The organism is Bradyrhizobium sp. ERR14 (assembly GCF_014198235.1).
Lineage (GTDB): Bacteria > Pseudomonadota > Alphaproteobacteria > Rhizobiales > Xanthobacteraceae > Bradyrhizobium.
Genome location: NZ_JACIHD010000017.1, coordinates 109,613 through 130,734 on the forward strand (window position 1 = coordinate 109,613; position 21,122 = coordinate 130,734).

General features: G+C 63.7%; 18 protein-coding genes. 9 read left to right on the forward strand and 9 right to left on the reverse strand.

Features of this window, described 5'->3' with window-relative positions; translation table 11 throughout:
- Nucleotides 1-59: 59 nt before the first annotated feature.
- The gene (locus GGD62_RS31560; protein ID WP_183712072.1) at nucleotides 60-521 is read left to right on the forward strand and encodes a MarR family transcriptional regulator; all 462 of its coding nucleotides are present in this window, start codon (nucleotides 60-62) and stop codon (nucleotides 519-521) included.
- A gap of 67 nt (nucleotides 522-588) precedes the next feature.
- Nucleotides 589-2,289 (forward strand): FAD-dependent oxidoreductase, encoded by a 1,701-nt coding sequence (locus GGD62_RS31565; protein WP_183712073.1) that lies wholly within the window; start codon nucleotides 589-591, stop codon nucleotides 2,287-2,289.
- On the opposite strand, the gene GGD62_RS31570 is transcribed toward GGD62_RS31565, so the two are convergent.
- The 3 genes from GGD62_RS31570 to GGD62_RS31580 form a co-directional block, all read right to left on the reverse strand.
- A complete protein-coding gene (locus GGD62_RS31570) occupies nucleotides 2,272-3,807 on the reverse strand; it encodes a hypothetical protein (RefSeq protein ID WP_183712074.1) in 1,536 nt (511 codons plus the stop codon). The two genes, GGD62_RS31565 and GGD62_RS31570, sit on opposite strands and share 18 nt — an antisense overlap.
- Before the next feature lie 29 nt (nucleotides 3,808-3,836).
- Nucleotides 3,837-5,012 carry a glycosyltransferase family 4 protein gene (locus GGD62_RS31575; protein WP_183712075.1) on the reverse strand — a complete coding sequence of 392 codons (1,176 nt, stop codon included), beginning with the start codon at nucleotides 5,010-5,012 and terminating at the stop codon, nucleotides 3,837-3,839.
- Nucleotides 5,013-5,251: 239 nt separating this feature from the next.
- A complete protein-coding gene (locus tag GGD62_RS31580; RefSeq protein ID WP_183712076.1) occupies nucleotides 5,252-6,598 on the reverse strand; it encodes a lipopolysaccharide biosynthesis protein in 1,347 nt (448 codons plus the stop codon).
- Between the two features lie 465 nt (nucleotides 6,599-7,063).
- Between GGD62_RS31580 and GGD62_RS31585 the strand changes: the two genes are divergently transcribed.
- Nucleotides 7,064-8,287 (forward strand): NAD(P)/FAD-dependent oxidoreductase, encoded by a 1,224-nt coding sequence (locus GGD62_RS31585; RefSeq protein WP_026201581.1) that lies wholly within the window; start codon nucleotides 7,064-7,066, stop codon nucleotides 8,285-8,287.
- A gap of 27 nt (nucleotides 8,288-8,314) precedes the next feature.
- Here the strand turns inward: GGD62_RS31585 and GGD62_RS31590 are convergent, their stop codons facing one another.
- Nucleotides 8,315-9,451, reverse strand: coding sequence for a GNAT family N-acetyltransferase (locus GGD62_RS31590; protein WP_183712078.1), 1,137 nt, complete (start codon nucleotides 9,449-9,451; stop codon nucleotides 8,315-8,317).
- A 374-nt stretch (nucleotides 9,452-9,825) separates the two neighbouring features.
- Here GGD62_RS31590 and GGD62_RS31595 point away from each other — a divergent pair, with 374 nt between their 5' ends.
- Entirely contained in the window at nucleotides 9,826-10,821 is a 996-nt protein-coding gene (locus GGD62_RS31595) for a tripartite tricarboxylate transporter substrate binding protein (RefSeq protein WP_183712080.1), read from the forward strand.
- 132 nt (nucleotides 10,822-10,953) lie between these two features.
- Here the strand turns inward: GGD62_RS31595 and GGD62_RS31600 are convergent, their stop codons facing one another.
- From GGD62_RS31600 to GGD62_RS31610, 3 genes are all read right to left on the reverse strand, one after another.
- Nucleotides 10,954-11,253 (reverse strand): hypothetical protein, encoded by a 300-nt coding sequence (locus GGD62_RS31600; protein WP_018316021.1) that lies wholly within the window; start codon nucleotides 11,251-11,253, stop codon nucleotides 10,954-10,956.
- 61 nt (nucleotides 11,254-11,314) lie between these two features.
- A complete protein-coding gene (locus GGD62_RS31605) occupies nucleotides 11,315-11,809 on the reverse strand; it encodes a flavin reductase family protein (RefSeq protein ID WP_177237087.1) in 495 nt (164 codons plus the stop codon).
- 52 nt (nucleotides 11,810-11,861) lie between these two features.
- Nucleotides 11,862-12,953: an LLM class flavin-dependent oxidoreductase gene (locus GGD62_RS31610; RefSeq protein WP_183712082.1), complete on the reverse strand. Its 1,092-nt coding sequence runs from the start codon at nucleotides 12,951-12,953 to the stop codon at nucleotides 11,862-11,864.
- Between the two features lie 148 nt (nucleotides 12,954-13,101).
- Here GGD62_RS31610 and GGD62_RS31615 point away from each other — a divergent pair, with 148 nt between their 5' ends.
- The gene (locus tag GGD62_RS31615; protein WP_179731244.1) at nucleotides 13,102-14,016 is read left to right on the forward strand and encodes a LysR family transcriptional regulator; all 915 of its coding nucleotides are present in this window, start codon (nucleotides 13,102-13,104) and stop codon (nucleotides 14,014-14,016) included.
- A gap of 12 nt (nucleotides 14,017-14,028) precedes the next feature.
- Here the strand turns inward: GGD62_RS31615 and GGD62_RS31620 are convergent, their stop codons facing one another.
- Nucleotides 14,029-14,913 (reverse strand): SMP-30/gluconolactonase/LRE family protein, encoded by an 885-nt coding sequence (locus GGD62_RS31620; protein WP_183712084.1) that lies wholly within the window; start codon nucleotides 14,911-14,913, stop codon nucleotides 14,029-14,031.
- A 108-nt stretch (nucleotides 14,914-15,021) separates the two neighbouring features.
- Here GGD62_RS31620 and GGD62_RS31625 point away from each other — a divergent pair, with 108 nt between their 5' ends.
- Nucleotides 15,022-15,708 carry a TetR/AcrR family transcriptional regulator gene (locus GGD62_RS31625; RefSeq protein WP_026201583.1) on the forward strand — a complete coding sequence of 229 codons (687 nt, stop codon included), beginning with the start codon at nucleotides 15,022-15,024 and terminating at the stop codon, nucleotides 15,706-15,708.
- Between the two features lie 21 nt (nucleotides 15,709-15,729).
- Here the strand turns inward: GGD62_RS31625 and GGD62_RS31630 are convergent, their stop codons facing one another.
- Nucleotides 15,730-16,710: a tripartite tricarboxylate transporter substrate binding protein gene (locus GGD62_RS31630; RefSeq protein ID WP_183712086.1), complete on the reverse strand. Its 981-nt coding sequence runs from the start codon at nucleotides 16,708-16,710 to the stop codon at nucleotides 15,730-15,732.
- A 188-nt stretch (nucleotides 16,711-16,898) separates the two neighbouring features.
- Here GGD62_RS31630 and GGD62_RS31635 point away from each other — a divergent pair, with 188 nt between their 5' ends.
- The 3 genes from GGD62_RS31635 to GGD62_RS31645 all read left to right on the forward strand — a co-directional run bounded on the left by GGD62_RS31635 (nucleotide 16,899) and on the right by GGD62_RS31645 (nucleotide 21,078).
- The gene (locus GGD62_RS31635; protein ID WP_020508601.1) at nucleotides 16,899-17,669 is read left to right on the forward strand and encodes an enoyl-CoA hydratase/isomerase family protein; all 771 of its coding nucleotides are present in this window, start codon (nucleotides 16,899-16,901) and stop codon (nucleotides 17,667-17,669) included.
- A 1-nt stretch (nucleotide 17,670) separates the two neighbouring features.
- On the forward strand, nucleotides 17,671-19,797 hold the full coding sequence (locus GGD62_RS31640) for an acetate--CoA ligase family protein (protein ID WP_183712088.1): 2,127 nt from the start codon (nucleotides 17,671-17,673) through the stop codon (nucleotides 19,795-19,797).
- 63 nt (nucleotides 19,798-19,860) lie between these two features.
- On the forward strand, nucleotides 19,861-21,078 hold the full coding sequence (locus GGD62_RS31645; protein ID WP_312014314.1) for an ABC transporter substrate-binding protein: 1,218 nt from the start codon (nucleotides 19,861-19,863) through the stop codon (nucleotides 21,076-21,078).
- Nucleotides 21,079-21,122: the final 44 nt, after the last annotated feature.

The window sequence follows — 21,122 nt, forward strand, 5'->3', positions numbered from 1 at the left end:
GAGGCCGCCTCTTGTGTTAACCTCACGGAATCTCGATCGGCCGATTCGGAAGCGATCTCGTGAAATCCAGGACATCCGGCACCGCGTGGCGGCATGCCAATATCGGCCGCCTGCTCAACAACGCGGTTCGCCGCTTTGAAGGCCGCGTCCTCGAATTGATGGGCGAGCGGGGACACGACGAGACGCGCATTGCCCATGTCAGCCTCACCCGCAATCTCGACGTGGAGGGGACGCGGCTCACCGAGCTCGCCCGCCGTGCGTCCATGAGCAAGCAGGCGATGGGCGAGCTGGTCGATCAATGCGCCGAGCTCGGCCTCGTCGATCGCATCGCCGATCCGACCGACCGGCGCGCCCGCATCGTCATGTTCACGCCGGCCGGCCGCAAATGGCTCGACGCGTTCCGCGATGCGGTCGACATCGCCGAGCAGGAGATGCGGGTCGAACTCGGCAAGACCGCCATGGACGCCATCCTGAAAGGGCTGACGGTCTACGGGGCGAAGTTCGACACGCTCGACGATTAGTCAGGTAGCTTGACGAGATCGTCAGGCAGCCTTACCATGCAAGATAGTGCTGGTGGGGAGAAACCTATTGGAAACACGTCTGACGGCCTCGGTGCTCATCGTCGGCGGGGGACCCTGCGGGCTGATGCTGGCCAACGAGCTCGGCCGGCGCGGCGTGTCCGCGATCCTGGTCGACGACAAGCCGGGCACCGCATTCAATCCGCAAGCCAACGCAACGCAGGCGCGCTCGATGGAGCATTATCGGCGGCTGGGTTTTGCCGACGAGATCAGGCGCGAGGGCCTGCCCGCGGACTACCCGACCGACGTTGCGTATTTCACCCGCTATACCGGTTACGAGCTGGCGCGCTTTGCATTGCCGTCATCGTCACGCGCGGGCGAGCTGATCAAGGGCATGTCGGGCTCCTGGAGCGCAGCGGAGCTGCCGCATCGCGTCTCGCAAAAATATGTCGAGGCGGTGCTGCGCCGCCATGCCGAGCGGCTTCCCGGTATCCAGCTCAACTATGGCCACCGGCTCGTCGGTTACACCGAAAACGATGACGGCATCGTCGGCGAGATCGAATGTCTCGATGATGGCAGGCGCTTTCAGGTCCGGGCCGACTTCTTGGTCGGCGCCGACGGACCCCGCTCGGCGGTTCGCCAATCGCTCGGCATCGTCTATGGCGGCGAGACCGGGACGCAGCGCGATTTCATGGGCGGCCGCATGCTGGCTGTGTATCTCCGCTCGCCGGAGTTCTACGCGAGCATCCCGCACGCCAAGGCGTGGATGTACAACTGCTTCAATGGTGACCGCCGGGCCTTCATGGCCTCGGTGAACGGACGCGACGAATTCGCGTTTCACACCCAGCTGCGGCCGGGTGAAGACGCGAGTGCGATCACGATCAATGATGCCAAGGCCGCGTTCCAGCGCGCCTGCGGCGCTCCGATCGAATGCGAGGTGCTGTCCTTCGTGACCTGGACCGCAGGTCACGCGCTGGTCGCGAACGGCATGCAGCGGGGCAGGGTATTCCTCGGCGGCGACGCGGCGCATCTATTCACGCCGACCGGCGGGCTCGGCTACAACACCGCGATCGAGGATGCAGTCAACCTCGGCTGGAAGCTTGCAAGTGTCGTCAAGGGCGTAAGCCCGGTATCGCTGCTCGACAGCTACGAGGTCGAGCGGCGTCCGGTGGCGCTCCGCAACACCGACTATGCCCGGCGCTTCGCGGACTCCCTTGGTCTGTTCGCGCCCGCGCCTGACATCGAGGACGCCACGGACGAAGGCAACGAAGCGCGGCGTACGGCAGGCGTCTATCTCGAGCAGCACGCTCGTGCCGAATTCAACATCCCCGGTGTTACCTTCGGTGGGCGTTACGACGGTTCTCCAATCATCGTCTCCGACGGCAGCCGGCCGCCACCGGATGCTGCGAACGTCTACATTCCCAGCGCCTGTCCTGGCGGACGCGCACCGCATGCGTGGCTGGAGGACGGCGTGTCCTTGTACGATTTGTTCGGATTCGAATGGACGTTGCTCCAGTTCGGCGAGGTCGCGCCGGCGCCCGCTGCGGTCGCCGACGCCGTCCGCGTGCTCGGGGCGGATGTGAAGCTCGTCACGCTGCCGGGACCCTTGCGCGAACTCTATGACGCCGACCTTGCTTTGATACGTCCCGATCAGATCGTGGCCTGGCGTGGCAGCGCGTCACAGGTCGGAACGATCGGGCGTGTCCTCGCGCGCGCGCTTGGGCACGGCGCAAGCGACGGCGCGCCGGCGGCTTCAGCCGGCGGTGTATGAACTGGTGCGCGGAGACTGAACGGCGGACGGAAGTTTGCTCGCGAAGGCGCGGGTCTTGGGTTGGACACGCGATCCGTCGATCACCTCGAGCCGGCCGCAGCGGTTCAGGGTGTGCAGCTTTCTGCCGGGCCACACCGGTCCGGGCTTTAGGGAATGGCGGACGATCTGCTTGAAGGCCGTCGGCGACAGCTCGATGACTTCCGCCAGCGCGAGCGCCGCACCGTATCCGTCGGCACAGTTCTGGACCGGGCGCCACAATTGGTCATTGATGGTCACGAAATTCCCCGCCGGCCGCGTGCTTGCACGGTCGATCAGGACCGGATTGCTGGCGTGCGGCAACCAGGGTCCCAGGAGGTGCTCGGCGTAATAGATCGCCAGCGAGTCCGAATAACCGCCGGTGCCATCGCGCCAGGCGCCGAACAGATAATGCAGGCCATTGTGCCGCGTGATCGTGACGTCGGCGAGCTCAAGGCCTGACAGCAGCGTCGCGTGTCGCTCCCATTTGTCCGGGAAGCGAACGCATTTGTAGAGGGCAACGTCGCCGTGGATTGAGCTCTCCGGGATCATCCACAAATCGCCGCCGTCTTCGATCAGGAAGGGATAGGAGAGGTGCCAGGGCTCCTCGAGCACGGGCACGACCTCGCCGGTCGGCCCATTGTCACCGAACTCGATCGCCGAAATGATGCCCTTTCCAACCCGGTGATCGAGGTCTTCGAAGAAGACGAATGTTCGGCCCTGCCACGTGACGGGAATGGGATCGGCGTAGAAGTGATTGCCGGGATCGGGAAGAATGTTCCAGCCTGGTCCAGACAGGTCGCCCGTCTGCCAGACGCCTGCGCCGTCGTTGAAACGCCACCCGATATGCCAATGCGGGGCGTAGCAGCAGAGGCGATAGATCTCCTTGGCAATCGACATGGCAAGGCCGCGCGCGACATAGCCGGCGGGACCCCGGCGCGGGCCCTCTCTGGCGGGACGCGCCAGTTGCGGCACAATCCGCGGCCGTCCCGACAGGGTCGCCGACACCATGGTCAGCGTTCGCGCCATGACGGTTTCGAGTGCGCCGCTGAGGCCTGCGGCAATTTCGCTGGAAGGATGGCCGCGATCGACGACCGAGCCGTCGATCTCGTTGACGATGTCGATCACCGGCAGGTCGCCGGCCAGGATGGCGGCGAGCGCGGCGTTTTCGCCTGCAACTCCATTGAACAGCGGACGGAGATACAGCCGGGCCGAGCCGTTCGGATCGCGCGCGCCGCCGGTGAAATCGACGATCACGTCGGCCGTCCCGGTGGGCGCCTGCGTCCGTTCCGCAACAATGTTCAGCCTGTTGGCGCCGCTGTGTTTGCCCTTGTACAACACCAGGCGTTCGAGCTCGAACAGGGCGTCGAGACCTGTGGGGCGCGGCTCTGCAGTCGCCGTCCACGCGATTTGAACCGGAACGTCCCGGCCGTCGATCGACAGCGTCTGGCGATCCATCCACCGCCGCGCGTAGTCGCGTTCACAGCGAAACTCGATGATCATGTCGAGCCCAATTATTCCAACGTATCAGGTCAAGTGACCTGGCCGAGAATTCGAACGTATTCCTCCACCATGGCATCTACCGAATAGCGCAGCCGCAGGCCTTTGGCGTTTTGTCGCAGTTGGTCGCTCAAATGTTGGTCCGTCAACAGCCCGGAGACGGCTGCAGAGAGCTTCGCGTGATCGGAGGCGTCGACGAAGAGCGCAGTCGGCTTTCCTTCGTAGGACAACACTTCGCGCAAGACGGGAAGATCGGTGACGACGGAGGGAACACCGGCGTTCGCAGCTTCGACCGCGGCCAGACCGAAGGTCTCGGCCTGTGTCGGGAATACGAACACGTCGAGGCAGGCGAGAAACTCCGCCATCCGGCTGGGCGGGATTTCCCCCAGCAAATGCAGCCTGTCTGACACCTTCAATTCACTCGCGAGCAGCTTCAGCCGGGCCTCGTCGGCTCCCTGGCCGGCGAGCGCGAGGTGCCAGGACGGTTGATCCGGCAGCAGACGTATCGCCAGGTCGAGACGCTTGTGCGGATGCAGCCTCGCTGCGCAGCCGAGCAATATACGATCCGGCGGCAGGCTGAATTTTTGTCGTGCGGCTTCCTTCGACAGGATCAGGGCCTTGTCATCGAAGCCGTGCGGGACATGCACCATGCGCGACCGGTAGGCCGCGGGGTAGCGCGAATATTCGCGCTCCATGTCTTGCGAATTGAGCGTGATGCGATCGAAGAAGCCGAGGCTGCCCATGGCGATGTCGGCGGTGCGGACCGGCCAGCTCATCGACAATGCGGATGACACCTGATTGGCGATGACAGGTGCGCGGCTGACGAGGCGCGTCACGCCGCCGCCGATGACGTTGCCGAAATGCTGGAAGGTCAGGACGGCGTCGGGCCTGATGGTGCTGATATGGCGGCCGAGCGCCCACAGCATCCGCAGCAGTGCCACCGGATTGCCGGGTCGGCTCGGCGCGCAATAGAGCGTATCGGGCGGCTCGTCGAAGGAAACCGATTTGCGGAAGAAAAATAGATTGGTGACACGGTAGCCGCGCGCGGTCAGCCCGGCGCCGAGAAGCCTGGAGATCTCCTGCGCACCGGCGTTCTCGGCCTGGGTCTGCGCGAGAAGCACGTGCAGCTTTCGTCCGCTGCCGTTCGACCGCGCGGGTGCCGTCGCGGTCGTCTCGCCCAATTCCTTGTTCGGCTGATAGTGGAGCACCGATCCCGACCCGCTAAAGAAACGAAATCTTCACCTTCTTAACTCCGTACCTATCATGCGGGCATCGCGCGGACACCGACTAGCAACAAACGGAGTTAATGCCAGGCCTGGCCGCCGACATCGCTCCCGCAGGCATTTTACGGGTTCCCGGATGCTGCGCAGCGAGCGCGTTAACCAATCGATTCCTAGGCGCCACCAGCGCGTGATCGCGGACTGCCGGGGGAGGGCGTGATTGAGGCCTAGTCGCTGGAGTCGGCGCCGCGCACTGCATAATTGCCGCGCTTCAAGGCGGAGAAGCGCAGCAGCACGAGGATCGAAGGATCCACCCCTGTTCGCCGGCGGCAGAGGACGTTCAGGGCGATGGTCGCGAGCGCCAGCGATACGGTCGCGGAAATCGCGGCGCCAAGCACACCGAGCCAGGGAATGAGGATGAGAAATCCCACGAGCCGCAGCGCGACATTGGCGGCAACGACGGGAACGTAGATTCGTTCATGGCCGGTCAGTTGCAGGATCGCAGCAGACGGGCCGCCTGCGGCCTGGATGGCCGTCCCGATTGCGAGCACGAGCAAGACCGAGTGCTGCGCGGTGAAATGAGGTCCGAACAGGTTGAGGAGATAGGGGCCGCCGAGCCAGATCGTTGCCAGCCCGGCGATCACGCATAGCGCGGTCACCTCCGCCATCAGCTGCAAGGTTCGCTCGAACTCCCGGTGGTTCTTGCTGAAATACAGCGAGGGAAGCCGGCGGGCTCCGAACGTGTATAGCGCTGCCGACAGCATGGCGAAGATGTTGGCAAGGCGCGATGCGGCAAAGTAGATACCGGCAGTCACCGGATCCAGCATCCAGTACACCAGAATGACGTCGAAATACTGGTTTGCAGCTTCAAGGATGGATGCAAGCCAGAAGTGCAGGGCGCTCGAGCGCCAGCGGGACGTTTCGGAGCGCGCCGGAGTACCGCGCAAATCCGGCAGCACGCGCGCGATCGAAACGATTTGCGCAACCAGGCCCACCGATATGGCAAGTGTCATCACCGCCATCAACTCGGCGGGATCGAGTTGCCGGTGGCCCAGCAGCATGGCAAGCAGAAACAGGACGACGATGACTCGCCAGAAGAACTCGCGATTTCCTTCGCCCGTGAGAATGCTGACCAGGGAGCGTGCGATCTGGCTGCCAAGCATCACTCCGGCAGTCGCGGCCGTATAGGCCGACACCGCAAGTATGAGCAGCCACCCGTCGCCTCTCATGTCCGCCGCGATGGCGATCCCGATGATCACAATCAGCATTGCGACCGAGGTAATCTTGAAGCTCGACAGGAGAACACCTTTGGTGAGGTCCGGCCTGTCGCCGACCTGATACTCGTTCAGGAACCGCACCAGCAACGATTCCTGGCCGACCAGTCCCACGACGGCGGCGATCTGGGCAACCGAAAGCCAGGTCGCAAAGATACCGAAGCCGTCGGGCGACATCGTTCGCGCCGCCAGCGAAAACAACGCAAACGCGAGCGCGCCGCTACCAACCTTGAGCAGGATGGTACCGACGACACCGCGCGTGACATCGCGCCGCATGAGCTGGAGGATGGATTTAATCATGGAAGTTTAAGGAGCTGCTCTCCCCTGAAAAACATGTTCCGATATCGGTGACAACCTAGCATGCCGAAAAACAGCGAGTGTTAATGCGGGCGTCCAGGATCTCGCCCGCAACTCGATACCGCGATGATGCCGGTTGCTCCACTGTGGAACATCGCCGTCCCCGTTGTCCCAAATAGAGCAGCGCCGAGCTCAGGCCGACTGACGGCATAGTGCCGCATCGACGGCCGATAAAGGCGAGATCAGGCGCTTGAATGCGGAATGGCTCGCCGGGATCGGCCGCAGAACTGCCGGAAGCCGGAATTTACCGAGAATCCCGAGCAAGAGGCGTGCCGGTTATCGTCTGGGTAGCCCGGCTCTCTGCTTCATTAACCTCGATACCGAGAAATGATCGCGTTTGGTCCTGCGATGCGACATCAGGCCGGAGAATTGCACGTGCGGCTTTGGTTGACCGTGGGAGCCTGGATCATGACGGCGGATAGAACTGTGACCGAGCCGATCGGCGCGGCTGGCACTTCGACGATCGTTGCGGATATCGCGATCGTCGGCGGCGGCCTCGCAGGATCGCTTGCGGCGGCCGTGCTGGCGCGGGCAGGGCATCGCATCGCCCTGATCGACAAGCGGGCAGTCCATCCGGATGAGTTCCGGGTCGAAAAGATCGGTGGCCATCAATTGGCGATGCTCCGCAAGCTGGGCTTCCTCGATGCGCTCGAAAATGTCGCTTGTCGATATGATCAGGTGCTCAATATCCGGGAAGGCAAGGTGGTCGATGTCAGCGTCGGCCAGGCCTACGGATTTCCCTATGCCGACCTCGTCGCCATGGCGCGCAGCCGGATCCCCGATCCATCCGATCTGATCGTCGACGAGGTCACCGCGATCAGCTGCAGCGACGACGTCCAGCACCTCGAGCTGGCCTCCGGACGGCGCGTGACTGCGCGTCTCGTCGTTCTGGCCACGGGCATGGCGGCGGCTCTCGGTTATAAACTCGGTATCAAGCGGCAGATTCTGGCCGAACGCCATTCGGTGTCGTTCGGCTTCACGATCGCCCGCCGCGATGGCGCGCCGTTCGATTTCGAGGCGCTGACCTGCTATGGCGAGCGCACCGCCGACGGCATCGACTATCTCAGCCTGTTTCCGGTACGCGCCGGCATGCGGGCCAATCTTTTCATGTTCCGCGACCCGACCGATCCGATCATGCGCGAGCTGCGTCGTGAGCCGGAAGCGACAGTTCTGCGTCTGCTGCCGGGATTGCGGCCCTATCTCGGCGATTTCCGCGTCACTGACCGTGTCCAGAACTGGGTGATGGATCTGACCGTGGTCGAGGGACATCTCCAGCCCGGCATCGTGCTCATCGGCGATGCGTTCCAGACCAATTGTCCCGCCGCCGGCACGGGCGTCGCGCGCCTGCTGGTGGACGTCGATCGTCTGTGCACTGAATATGCTCCGAAGTGGCTCGCGACCCCAGGCATGGGCCTGGACAAGATCCCGCAGTTCTATTCCGATCGCGACAAGATCGCGGCGGACCAGCAGTCCCTGAAGATGGCGCGCTTCCGCCAGGCCCTGACATCCCGCAACGATATCGGCTGGGATGTCCGGCGCCGGTTGCACTTCCTGCGGCGCAGCCTGGCGCACCGCGTCGATCAAATGCATCCCGGCTGGCTCGGGCGTGTTCGCGGGGCGTTGCGCGCCTGAGCTCCGTAGCCCTTCGCCTGCCGTTTTTCAGCTCGTGGGCGTCGGGGTGCGGGCGGGCAGGAGCCGCAAATCCGACAGCCGCTTGGCCGCCAGTTTGAGCCAGGGAGCCTGCTTCAGCGCGAACAGGGCGACGGCACCTGCGGTGCTGCCGGCTTTCGTGATCGCCCACATCGGCGAGGGCTGTCCGCCGAACAGTTTCTTGTATGGCTCGTCACCAATGGTGAAATCGAGCATCTGATCGCCGCGCTCGATACAATCCCGCGCGACCTGCTCGAACATCAGCGCGCCGAGCGACTGGCTCTTGTACCCGGCAATGTCGAAGGCGCTCATGATGATGAGGAAACTGCCCTGATGGCAGAGGCCGAGCACGGCGGCGATCACTTCGCCGTCCATCTTCATGGCATAGAGACGCACAAAGGAGCCGAGACCACGAAGGGCCACGTCGGAATAGAAGCCGAAATATTCGGGACGCTGGAGCAGATCTCCGTCGCCTTGCGCCTGAAAGCGCGGACCGCGAAACTTCCTCATCACATCCAGCGCTTCGAGCACGGAGGCGCTGTCGTTGCAGCATGAGAAGCTCAGTGCGCCTTTTTTCTGGAGCTGACGATATTTCTTTGCAAGCTCCTTCTGATAGGAGCGATCGATCGCACTGGCCCGCCATTGCTCGAACGGCGCGACGAGCACCGTCGCGTAGGCATTGGTGTCCATCGATACGCGGCGGGACGTAGCCAGGAGGTTCTCGATCGGAAGCCGCCCGTCGGGCAGCTTGGTCATCCGGAGCAGATCGAAAGGACGAACGAGGCGCCGGATCTCCGCGCATGCTTCGGCGTCGTCGAGCAGTTGTGAAAACAATTTCGGGCTGCAAACCGGCGCCAGATAATCGGAGACACGGAGGTCGGCGAACTCGACGGTTCGGATCGGACCGCGCCGGATCCGGAGCAAGGGCAGCACCATCGCAAGGGCGCCCGTCGCGCGGTGGCGGACCACGACGACCAGAGGTGTCGCACCCGCATCCGACGCGAGCCTGGTGTAGAGGCTGTGCAGCCAGATCGGATGCTGGAACGCAGTGGCAGCCGAGTGATCAAACAGCTCGGCATATTCCGGAGACAGAAAGTCGAACGCCTGCTCGATGACGATGTCGAACGTGTTGCTAAGCTTGTTCATGCGCAATCAGGGAAACCGGATAATTCGCGAAGTCGATCGAGCCGTGGCTACGCCTTATAGCAGGCCGTTACGGGCAAGACACCGGCGGCGTGCGATTTGCATTAACGCGCTCAACCACGTTCGTATCGTTACCAAATTCTTAAATTCCAGAGCCGTTTGGGCTTGGTCTCAGGATGAGATTGTGCAGAGGCGGCCTGATGCCAGACAAGGCTCCGGGCAGCTGAAGTTCACCCGCCCCAACGAAACCTCGTCGTTGACGCCGGTGGTGGTCGTGAATGTGCGCTTGCGCCAAGCGCGGCAGCGATCGTCCTGCACGGATTTCCAAGGTCCCTCATTCGTGTATGATGACCAGCTCAGTTCGGAATATGCGGAAGATGTCCCCCCTTTCACGGCGAGAGCTGTTCGATATGGCGGCGCGGATCACGGCGCTGGCCGCATGGCCCGGCTGCGCTGCCGCCGACGATTATCCCTCCCGTCCCATCAAGCTGGTCATTCCCTATACGGCTGGCGCCGCTGGTGATCAGATCGGACGCCCCTGGGCGGACAGGATGGGCTCGCTGCTGGGGCCGATCTATGTCGAGAATATCGGCGGCGCCGGTGGTGCGATTGGATCCGCCGCGGTGGCGCAGAGCGCCCCCGATGGCTATTCGATTTTGCTCGGTAATGGCAGCACGCAGGTGATGATTCCGTTATCGTCGCCGCAACCCGCCTACGACACGGTTCGTGATTTCCGCGCCATCTATCGCCTGATTACCAGCACGCTCGCATTCGCGGTTCATCCCTCCTTGCCGGTGAAAGATCTGCAGGAACTGATAACCTTTGCGAAGGCTCATCCGGGCAAGCTCTCCTACGGCACTCCAGGCGTCGGCACCGGCAATCATCTCGTCGGGGAAATGTTCAGGCTGCAATCCGGCCTCGCAGCGGACGTCGTCCACGTCCCCTATCGGGGCATGAGCCCCGCTACCAACGACCTGGTCAGCGGCCAGATCTCTGCCGTCATTGCCGTGGTATCGAGTCAGATCCTGCAGTTGCACCTTGCGGGCAAGCTGCGGCTGATCGCCGTGACGAGCGAACAGCGGTTGAGCGGCGCGCCGGAGATTCCGACGGTGGCTGAATCCGGCATGCCGGGCCTCAACTACGCCGGCTGGTTTGGCTTGTTCGCTCCAAGAGCGACCCCGGATACGATCGTGGAGCGGATCGCAGCGGCGACCCGCACGGCGATGGCCGATCCTCAGTTGCAGGAAAGCTATCGCTCACAAGGTCTGGAGCCGGACATCGATTCGGGTCCCGACAAGTTTCAGCGCCTGGTCGAGGACGAACTGGTCCGCCTGGCTCCCATCGTCAGGTCGACCGGGCTCAAGCGCGATTGAGATCGCGCCAGGCCTGCGTGTGAAGCCGGAACCAATGCCGACGGAAGCCGTCGCTGAGCGAGAGCTCTTCGGGATGTTCTGCCGGTGGCGGTCAGTGCCATCGGGTCTGCCCGCTGCATCAAACTGCCAGCCTTACCGCGCTCGTTCGATATGAGCCCGGATCGCCTGTCGCTCGGCATCGATCCAGCCATGCTGGCGCGCCTTGGCTACCATCTCCGCATAGCGCCGATCCCAGCTTGCGTCATCGGGGCGGCCCGCCAGCGTAGGGACCAGATCGATCGAGACGAGCGCATCACGATCGTCGAGAAGCGTGATCCCTTTCCAGCCCTGCGTTTCGGAATTCGCGTCGGCATGCAGCGCCAGCTTGAAGTTGCGGAAGTCGAACGGCTCGGTGAGCCGGACAATTCCGCCGTCGAAGCATTCGATGATCACGATGCCGCTCCCGTGTTCTAGCGCTCGGGCGACGATGCCGATTTGGCACCGCCGGAGCCGCCTATGCCTGAGGCAAGGCCCGCAGCGCGCCCTGAAAGTTGACGAGAGGATCGCCGTCCCCGCCGCGCGTCGCCACGATCCTGCCGATGAAGAGACCATGCGTGCCGACCATCTGGTGGTGGTGCAGCACGCATTCCAGGACGCCGATCGCCGGTTCGAGCAGCGGCACGTCGAGGACGCCTTGTGCCCATGGCGCCGTCGCGAAGCGGTCAATGCCCTTGGCGCCGCCGGCGAAACGCAGCGCCAGATCTTCCTGTCCGCTGCCGAGGAGGCTGATGCCAAAGCAGCCATTGGCGAGGATGGCGGCATGCGTTTCGGAGCTCGCATTGACGCCGACGAGCAGACAGGGCGGCTCCATGCACAGCGAGGTGACGGAGCTGACCGTCAGCCCGCGCCGTGCGGTCCCTGTTCCCGTCGCCACGATCGCCACGCCGCTCGCGAGGTTGCGCATGGCCAGGCGGAATTCAGCAGCTTCGACTGAGCGGACATCGGTCATTTGCGAGATCTGGCATCCCATGACGTACCTCCGGGCTCGCCCTGGCGCCGCGCTATGCCGAAACCGTATCGCCCGCGATCGTGCCGCGCCCCACAGGGGCGGATTTCAGCTCTTTCCGGATCGCGGGGATGATCCTGCTGCCCCACAATTCGATCTGGCGCAGCATCGTGCGCTGATCGAAATCGCCGAGCTGGGTCTGAAGCGCGATATGGGACGGCTTGAGAATGCTGATCTCTTCCAGCATACGGTCGATCACCTGGTTGACGCTGCCGACGGGCAGGTTGCTGCGCATCGTTTCCAGGCTCATATCGTTCGGGCCGGCTTCTTCCTTGATCAGATAGCCGTCGTCGCTCTGGGCGCGTCGGAATTTCAGGCTTTCGGAGAGCCGGCGCTGGAAGCGCGCATTGTCCAGATAGGACTGGATCTCGCTGTCATTGTCGCTGGCATAGGCGCAGCGCAGGAAGCCGAAATGCGTGTCGTCGATGGAACGGCCTTCGTTAGCCGCGATCCCCTCGAGACGTTCGCGCAGCGCCTTGATGGCGTCGAGGCCGTTGAGCAGCGCGGTGACGAACAGATTGTGGTTGTCACGGATGGCGCGGCCGAGAGTCTCGCCATGGCCGGACGTGACCCAGATCGGCGGCATCGGTTTCTGCACCGTGCGCACGGCGATCGCGGTCGGCGGCATCTTCAGGTGCTCGCCGTCATAGGAGAAGATGCGTTCGCGCATGCCGGCCTCGAGCACGTCGTAGAATTCGGCGAACAGGGCGTGCGAATGGTCGAGATCGACTCCGAAGCGATCAAACTCGAATTTCTGGTAGCCCGAGCCGATGCCGAGATCGAGGCGGCCGTTTGAGACGGTGTCGGCAAAGCCGATCTCGCCGAGCAGTCGCGCCGGATTGTACAGTGGCAGCACGCAGACCGCAGTGCCGAGGCGGATGCGCCTGGTCAGGCCGGCGCAATGCGCGACCATCATCAGCGGCGAGGGGCAGAGGCTGTAATTGTTGAAATGATGCTCGGCGTACCACGCCGTGTCGAAACCGGCGTGCTCGGCGGTAACCGTCTGCTCGACGGCGTTGTTGATGACCTGCTGCGAGCTTTGATGATAGCCGCGCTGCTGCGCCAGAATGAATACGCCGAATTCCATCGGTTGCGTCCTCCACCGGATTGCTTCTCGGCCGCGCTTGCGGTCGCTCGTCGCTTTTGCGACGCGTTCTCAGCAAGCTAGGGGCTTGAGCTTTTTCGAACAATTGACGTAATCTGAGCATGTCCTTTGCAAAATCTGAAAAGATCGAATGAATCGCCTTCAGGCCATGGAATTGTTCGTCAGCGCCGTCCGTGAGGGCAGCTTTTCCGCGGCCGGGCGCCGCGTCGGGCTCTCGCCGGCGTCGGTGTCGCGCTACGTGGGCGAGCTCGAGGCGCAGCTCGGCGTGCAACTGCTGAACCGCAGCACGCGCCATCTCGGATTGACCGATGCCGGCAAGATCTTCTTCCAGCGCACCGAGCAGGTGCTGCACGGCATCGAAGATGCCGAAGCCGCGGCGCTTGCGCTTCAGACTGCACCGCGTGGAACGCTGCGGGTGCACTCGCGGACGCTGTTCGGCATCAAGGTGCTTTCGCCCCTGATACCGGGCTTTCAGAAGCTCTATCCGGAGCTGAAGGTGGAGCTGCGTCTGTCCGAGCGGCGTCCCCAGCTTCGCGAAGATGAATTCGACGTCGACTTCCAGATCCAGGCGGCGAAGGACGCGGGCCTCATGCAGCGAAGGCTGCTGAGGAGCGAGCGGATTCTCGTGGCTTCACCGGACTATGTCGGCCGCATGCCGAAATTGCGCGAACCGGAGGACATCACCCGCCACAATTGCCTGACCTACTGGATGGGTCCTGACGACGTGGTCTGGAAGTTCATGCGCAAGAACCGGCTGCGCGAGATCGTCGTGCCTTCGTCCCTCAGTAGCAACAACGGCGTGGTGCTGTGCGATCACGCCGTTTCCGGGCACGGCATTGCCCTGCTGGACGACTACACCGTGGCGGAGGAGTTGAAGAGCGGGCGTCTGATCCGCCTGCTGCCGGGCTTCCGGGTGACGAACTCCACCTTCGATGAAGGCATTTACGCGACGTTTCTCCAAAGCAGCTATCTGCCGGAGAAGATCAGGGTGTTCGTGGACTACATGGCGGAGAACGTACCGAAGCAGGTCAAGCGATCGCAGTAATCGAGGTCGCGCTTAGCCCGAAGCAAACCTGTGCGCCGGCAGTCCGCGCACGCCGAGGCCTTCGACCGCGAACAGGCCGCCGGCATCCGGGTGATCGTCGGCGAGCGCGTGGCTGCGCGAGATCGATGTCACGTAGAGGACGTCGAGATCGGGTCCGCCGAAGGCGAGGCTGGTCGGGTGACGGATCGGCATGTCGATCGTCCGCACCATCGTCCCGTCAGGTGCAAACCGCGCGATCTTGCCGATGCGCACGAGGACGGACCAAAGGTAGCCTTCCGAGTCGATCGTTCCACCGTCGCAACCCGACTGCTGCGCCTCCGTCTCGACGAAGACGCGCTTGTTCGCGAGGGGACCCTCCGCCCTGTAGTCGTAGGCCCAGATCATCCGTCTTGCGCTGTCGGCGAGATAGAATGTCCGGCCGTCCGGGCTGAAGCACGGTCCGTTGCTCACGGCAAGGTCGGTCTCCAGCAGCTCCACCGCGCCTGTTGCGTCCAGCCGGTAGAGACCGCCCAGCGGCGTCTCATCCTGGGCGCGGTCACTGTGCATCGTGCCTGCCAGGAAGCGACCATGGGGATCGGCCTTTCCGTCATTCAGCCGCAGCTTCGGGTGGTCCAGCCCGATCGACGGTCCCTCGATCAGTGTGCGCTTGTCGAAATCGTAACCGGCAAATCCGTGGCGCATGGCCAGCACCGCGCCGCCATCGTCTCGCAGGGCCATCGAACCGATCGGCGCAGGCACGCTGAACGCGTCCGCCATCCCGGTGGCGGGATCGCGCATGCGGATCAATCCGGCCAGCGCGTCGATCCAGAAGAAGCGCTTGCGGCGCTCATCCCATACCGGGCTCTCGCCGAGTTGGTCCTTTGTCGCGCCGATGCGCATAATCCGGATTGCGCTCATGGTTCCTCTCGAAGGGGTCGCCGGGCTTGACCGATCGGTCTGTGAAAAACTAGTTTCATTCCAGGGTTCTCTGGTTGGCGCCGGGCCGCCGAATGGATTGCAGGCTTCATGACTGAACTGTCAACGATGAAGGACGGCGTTGCGAACCAGGCGGAGGCCTCCGACCGCGTGCTGCAGATTCTTGCCGAAGCCGGGCGGCTGTTCGCCAGCAAGGGATTCGAGGGAACGTCGATGCGCGATATCGCGCTCGCCTGCGGCATCTCCAAGTCGCTGCTCTACCACCATTTCGCCAACAAGGACGAGATCTACGCGCGCGTGGCGGTCGGCTCGACGCTCGAGCTCTATCTGTTCGTGCGCGATCGCATTCCCGACGGGGCGCCCTCGCAGAAGATCCGCGCGTTCATGGTCGCCACGGCCGAATACTTCCGGCGCTATCGTTGGGCCTGGATCGCCTCCACGACCGCCTTCTGGAACGATCCCGATCGCCACAGGCACAAGGAGCGGCTGACGCGCCGCGACCGTTTCGAGAATTTTCTCCGCGGCCTGATCCAGGAAGCCATCGATGCCGGCGAAATCCGCAAGGTCGACGTTCCCATGACCGGGCGGCTTATCCTTTCCTCGCTCAATTGGATGCATCGCTGGTACAACCCCAACAAGTCCGCGACCCCCGAGCAGATCGCGGAGATCTTCTTCGACATGATCTTCAATGGGCTACGAAGCGGCGAGCTGGTCGAGCTTCCCGGAGCGGTGCCGCCCAAGGAGCCGCTCAAGACAGGCCGGCGCAAATCGCGCTGAGCGGCGGCTGGCGGCCGGGCCTCATTCCAACACGATGTTTTGCGCCTTGATCACCGGTCCCCAGAGCGCGGCATCCTTGGTCAACTGCGCGTCGAGCCGGTCCGGTGCGCCGGTGTCGGTGATCAGGCCATCGGTCTCGAGCTGCTTTGCGATCTCGGGCTTCTGCATCGCAGCGTTGGCCGCCGTGTTCAGCCGCGCGATCGCATCGCGCGGCGTGCCCGCGGGCGCGTGCAGTGCGGTCCAGAATGATGCCGTCAGGTCGGGATAGCCGGATTCGGCCAGGGTGGGGATCTCCGGGAAGCTGGCCATCCGCTTGTCCGAGGAGACCGCGAGGATGCGAAGCTGACCGCTGCGCGCGTGCTCGATGACTGCGGCGGGCGTTGCGAAATTGAGGTCGCATTCTCCCGACAGCGTTTCCATGATAGAGGCCGGATTGTTGCGATAGGCGACGTCGGTGACGGCAAATCCCATCGACTTGCTCATCATGATTCCGAACAGATGCGTGACGCTGCCAGGACCGAGGGTGGCGTAGAACAGCGGCTTGTCGCGCCCTTTGGCATAGGCGACGAAGCTCTTCACGTCGGCGACGGGCGTCCGCGCGTTGACGGTCAGCGACAGCGGGCCGTTGCAGAGCATGGCGACGGAGGCGAAATCCGCGAGCTTGTAGGGCAGGTTCTTGCGCAGCAGCACGTTCAGCGAAATCGGGCCGGTGCCGCCGGCCAAGAGGACCGATCCATCCTTCGGCGCGCGCGCCACATATTGCGATCCGACGATGCCGTTGGCACCGGGCTTGTTGTCGACCAGAACCGGTTGGTCCAGGCTTTCCGCCATCGCCTTCGCGATCGAGCGCATCAGGCTGTCGATGGAGCCGCCGGGCGCATAAGGCACAATGATGAAAACCGTCTGAGAGGAGCGCGCTCTCACGATGCCAGGTGCGGCAAGCGGAGCGGCGAGGGCGCCGGCGATCAGAGTTGCCGCCTGGCGTCGGCTGATCCTGGGCATGCGAGTCCTCCTCAAGGTCGTTCTTTGATTGCATGTGAATCTATCGGCTGACCGATCGGTCGGTCAATAGGACATCGGCAGGATATTGCCAGCTGCGACGTTCGGTGCTATCACCGCGAAAAGCTGACCGATCGGTCAGGCGATAACAAGCAAGACAAACCAGGCAAGCAGAAGCCCAGGAGGAAGCCATGTCAGGAGATATCGTCACCCTCGAAGTGTCCGACCACATCGCGCTGGTGACGCTGAATAGGCCTCCCGTGAATGCGCTCGATCGCGCGATGCGCGACCGCATCGTCGCCGTGTTCGACGAGATTTCCGAGCGCAGCGACGTCAGGGTCGCAATCCTGACCGGAGCCGGAAAGGTGTTCTGCAGCGGCGCGGATTTGAAGGATCGTCCGGATCCGACCAAGATCGGTGCGTTCCACAGCCACAACCGGATCACGCGCGAGACCGGCAATTGCATCCGCGAATGCTCAAAGCCCGTCATTGCGGCCATCAACGGCGTTGCGCTAGGGGCCGGCGTTGGTCTGATGGCCTCCTGCGACATCTTCTACGCCAGCGAAGAGGCCGTGTTCGGCATGCCCGAGATCAATGTCGGGCTCGCCGGTGGTGCGGCCATGCTGAACACCTTGTTCGGCCGCTCGCTGATGCGCCGCATGTTCTTCACCGGCTATCGCGTGCCGGCCGCCGAGCTTTACCGCCTCGGCATCATCGAGGCCTGCACGACCAGGGAAAACCTGATCCCCGAAGTGATGAAGCTCGCCCGGGAGATCGCGTCCAAGAGCCCGATCGCGATGGAATACGCCAAGAACGCGGCGAACATGGTCGAGCTGATGCCGCCGCGCGACGCTTATCGCTTCGAGCAGAACATCACCATGGCGCTGTCGAAGACGGAAGACGCCAAGGAAGCGCGGATGGCGTTCCTGGAGAAGCGCGCACCGGTGTTCAAGGGGCGCTGAGATGCGGCCGGGAGAAGGTCTCGACGCGCTGATGTCGCCGCGTTCGATCGCGATCATTGGCGCCTCGCAAGAGGCGACCAAGATCGGTGGCCGGCCGGTCGATCTGTTGCGTCGCCACGGCTACGCAGGCCGCATCTATCCGGTCAACCCGAAGGCCGCGATGGTGCAGGGCCTGAAGGCCTATGCTTCCGTTGCCGAGGTGCCGGAGGCGCCGGATCTCGCCATCATCGCGGTTGACGCGGAGCGCGCGGGCGAGGCCGTGGAGCAGTGCGCCGCGCGTGGCGTCCGCAGCGTCGTCGTGTTCTCGTCCGGTTTTGCCGAGCTCGGCCAGCAGGGCCGCGCGATGCAGGAGCGGCTGCGCGTCGCCGCGCGCAATGGCGGCATGCGCCTGCTGGGGCCGAATTGTCTCGGCGCGGTCAGCATCGCCGAGAAGAGCATCGCGACGTTTTCGATCGTGCTCGAGCACAGCATGCCGGTTGCCGGCTCGCTCGGAATCGTGTCGCAGAGCGGCAATCTCGGCAGCTACACCATGCGGCTCGCCAGCGAGCGCGGTGTCGGCGTCAGCCGCTTCATCACGACGGGCAACGAGTGCGACATCGACATCGCCGACGGCATCGCCTGGATGGCGCGTGATCCCGCTACCAAGGTCATCCTGTGCTGTCTCGAAGCCTGCCGTGACGCCGGCCGCCTGATCTCGGCGCTGGAGGAGGCGCGTGATGCCGGCAAGCCCGTCATCGCGATGAAGATCGGGACGTCGGCGGCTGGGCAGGCTGCCGCGGCTTCGCACACCGGAGCAATGGCCGGATCGGACGCCGTATTCGACGCACTGTTTGCCCGTTGCGGCGCGGTGCGCGTCCGCAGCATCGACGAGCTCATCGATCTCGGCCACGCCGCATCGATCCTGCTGCCGGATCGGCTGCCGAAGGGGCCGGGCATCGCGATCCTCACCGCGTCGGGCGGCTTCGGCGTGCTGCTCGCGGATGCGGCACAAGCGGTCGGGCTGACCCTGCCGGAACTCCGACAGGAGACGCAGCGGCAGATTCTTGAGCTGGTGCCGTTCGCATCGGCCCGCAACCCGGTCGACGCCACGGCGCAGATGTCGAGCCGTCCGGATCTTCTGGAGAAGATCATGTCCGCCGTGGTGGCGGACGAGAGCGCTGATGCGGTGATCCTGCCGCTGCCGTTCTCGCTGCACCTGCCGCGCCTGCGATCCATCTATATGGACACGCTGCGCAACATCCGCACGCAATTTCCGCACCGTCCCGTCATCCTGTGCGTCGACGGTCCAGAGGATGCGCTGACCGAGCTGCACGCACTGGGCTTTCCGACGGTGGAAAGTTTCGACGGCTGCTGCGCAATTATCGCCGCGCTGGTGCGATTGCAGGCGGTGTCGAAGCGTCCGCAGGACGCGCCCGCGGCCGTCGCGCTGGCGGTGCCGCTCCCGGCCGATGCGTTCCGCCACGAACTCGGAGCCAAGCGCGCACTTGCAGACGCCGGTGTTCCGGTCCTTGCCGAGCGTCTCGTGCAGGATGTCGATGCGGCGGCGCGTGCCGCTACCGACATCGGCTATCCCGTGGTGCTCAAGATTGCCTCGCCCGATCTGCCGCACAAGACGGAGGCCGGCGGCGTCATCGTGGGTGTCGGTTTGGAAGCCGAGGTCCGGCGGGCCTATGCCCAAATGCGCGATCGCGTCGCCACCAGGGCGCCGCATGCAACGATTGATGGTGTGATCGTGGCGCCAATGGCCAAGGGCGTCGCCGAGCTCATCCTTGGCAGCCGCATCGATCCCGTGTTCGGCCCGGTGGTGATGGTCGGCCTCGGCGGCATTTTTGCGGAGATCCTTCAGGACTCCGCCGTGCAGATGGCGCCGGTCAGCGAGACACAGGCGATGGCGATGCTGAAATCGCTCAAGGCGTTCGCGGTGCTCGACGGTGCGCGCGGCCGGCCGCGAGCCGACCTCACAGCCGCGGCGCGGGCCGTTGCCGCGTTGTCGCGTTTTGCCGCCGCGCATGTCGATGAGATCGCCGAGATCGACGTCAACCCGCTGCTGCTACGGGCGGAGGGCGAGGGGGCCGTGGCGCTCGATGCGCTGCTGATCCCGCACGGAGAGCGGCCGGTCCCACACTGAATCTAAACGAAGAGAACCGGCAGAAGCCGGTCCAGAGGAAGCGCGTCAAAGCAGGAGGAAACGGTGAAGAGATCGACGATCACTGCGCTCGGCATGATTGCCTTGCTGCTCACGAATGCGCCGCTGTCCGCACAGGGCATCTCCGGCGACGTCGTCAAGATCGGCATCATGAACGACCAGAACGGCCCCTATGCCGACAATTGCGGCCTCGGCTCGGTCGCCGCGGCTAAGCTCGCGGTTGGCGACTTTGGCGGAGCGGTCAATGGCAAGAAGATCGAGCTCGTGATCGCTGACGACCAGAACAAGCCCGATATCGGCGTCGCCATCGCGCTGCGCTGGGTCGACAACGAAGGTGTCGACGCCATTGTCGGCTGCTCGGCGTCGTCGATCGCGCTGGCTGTGCAGGATATCATGAAGAACCGCAAGAAGCCTTATCTTCTGGCCGGCACCGCGGGGTCGTTCTTCACCAACGACAAATGCTCGCCGATGACCACGCAATGGGTGGTTGATACCTATGCCCAGCCGAAGGCCACCGTGAAAGCCCTGCTCGCGCAGGGGATCAATAGCTGGTTTTTCCTGACGGTGGATTATGCCTTCGGCAAGGCCTGGCAGGCGGATGCCACCAAGTTCATCGAAGCGGGCGGCGGCAAGGTGGTCGGCTCGGTGCTGCATCCGCTCAACTCGTCGGATCTCTCCTCGTTCCTGCTGACGGCACAGGCCAGCGGCGCCAAGGCGATTGCGCTCGCCAATTCGGGCGCGGACTTCGCCAATGCGATCAAGCAGGCGCAGGAGTTCGGGCTGACCAAATCGCAGCTGCTTGTTCCGCTCGGCCTCATGATCAGCCAGACGCATGGAATTGGTCTCAAGGACCTTCAGAACGTGCGGCTGACGACGCCGTTCTACTGGGACAAGACGCCGGAGAGCCGGGCCTTTGCCAAGCGCTATGCCGAGGCGACGAATGGTCAGCTTCTCAATGAGGGCAAGGCCGCCACCTACAGCGCCATCACGCATTATCTGAAGGCGGTCGCTGCCGCCAGTTCCGACGACGGTGATGCCGTGATGCGGCAAATGAAGAACACACCGATCAACGATTTCGAAATGAAGAATGTCAGCATCAGGGCTGACGGCCAGGTCATGCGACCGCTCTATGTCGCGCGCATCAAGGCTCCGGCGGAATCCAAATACACCTACGACTATTACGACATCACAGGCACGATCGCGCCCGAGGATGCATGGCGGCCGGCATCGGAAAGCGCCTGCGATCTTCTCAAGTCGCAGTGAAGGATAGGCGGCCGGGCAGGACATGTCGGCGGATATGACGAAAG

Bases quoted from the DNA above. Each gene is read 5' to 3' on its own strand.
- GGD62_RS31635 (WP_020508601.1), top strand. From the start codon at position 16,899: ATGTCAGGAGATATCGTCACCCTCGAAGTGTCCGACCACATCGCGCTG.
- GGD62_RS31615 (WP_179731244.1), top strand. From the start codon at position 13,102: ATGAATCGCCTTCAGGCCATGGAATTGTTCGTCAGCGCCGTCCGTGAG.
- GGD62_RS31585 (WP_026201581.1), top strand. From the start codon at position 7,064: ATGACGGCGGATAGAACTGTGACCGAGCCGATCGGCGCGGCTGGCACT.
- GGD62_RS31595 (WP_183712080.1), top strand. From the start codon at position 9,826: ATGTCCCCCCTTTCACGGCGAGAGCTGTTCGATATGGCGGCGCGGATC.
- GGD62_RS31610 (WP_183712082.1), bottom strand. From the start codon at position 12,953: ATGGAATTCGGCGTATTCATTCTGGCGCAGCAGCGCGGCTATCATCAA.
- GGD62_RS31580 (WP_183712076.1), bottom strand. From the start codon at position 6,598: ATGATTAAATCCATCCTCCAGCTCATGCGGCGCGATGTCACGCGCGGT.
- GGD62_RS31570 (WP_183712074.1), bottom strand. From the start codon at position 3,807: ATGATCATCGAGTTTCGCTGTGAACGCGACTACGCGCGGCGGTGGATG.
- GGD62_RS31590 (WP_183712078.1), bottom strand. From the start codon at position 9,451: ATGAACAAGCTTAGCAACACGTTCGACATCGTCATCGAGCAGGCGTTC.
- GGD62_RS31640 (WP_183712088.1), top strand. From the start codon at position 17,671: ATGCGGCCGGGAGAAGGTCTCGACGCGCTGATGTCGCCGCGTTCGATC.
- GGD62_RS31620 (WP_183712084.1), bottom strand. From the start codon at position 14,913: ATGAGCGCAATCCGGATTATGCGCATCGGCGCGACAAAGGACCAACTC.
- GGD62_RS31605 (WP_177237087.1), bottom strand. From the start codon at position 11,809: ATGACCGATGTCCGCTCAGTCGAAGCTGCTGAATTCCGCCTGGCCATG.
- GGD62_RS31625 (WP_026201583.1), top strand. From the start codon at position 15,022: ATGACTGAACTGTCAACGATGAAGGACGGCGTTGCGAACCAGGCGGAG.
- GGD62_RS31630 (WP_183712086.1), bottom strand. From the start codon at position 16,710: ATGCCCAGGATCAGCCGACGCCAGGCGGCAACTCTGATCGCCGGCGCC.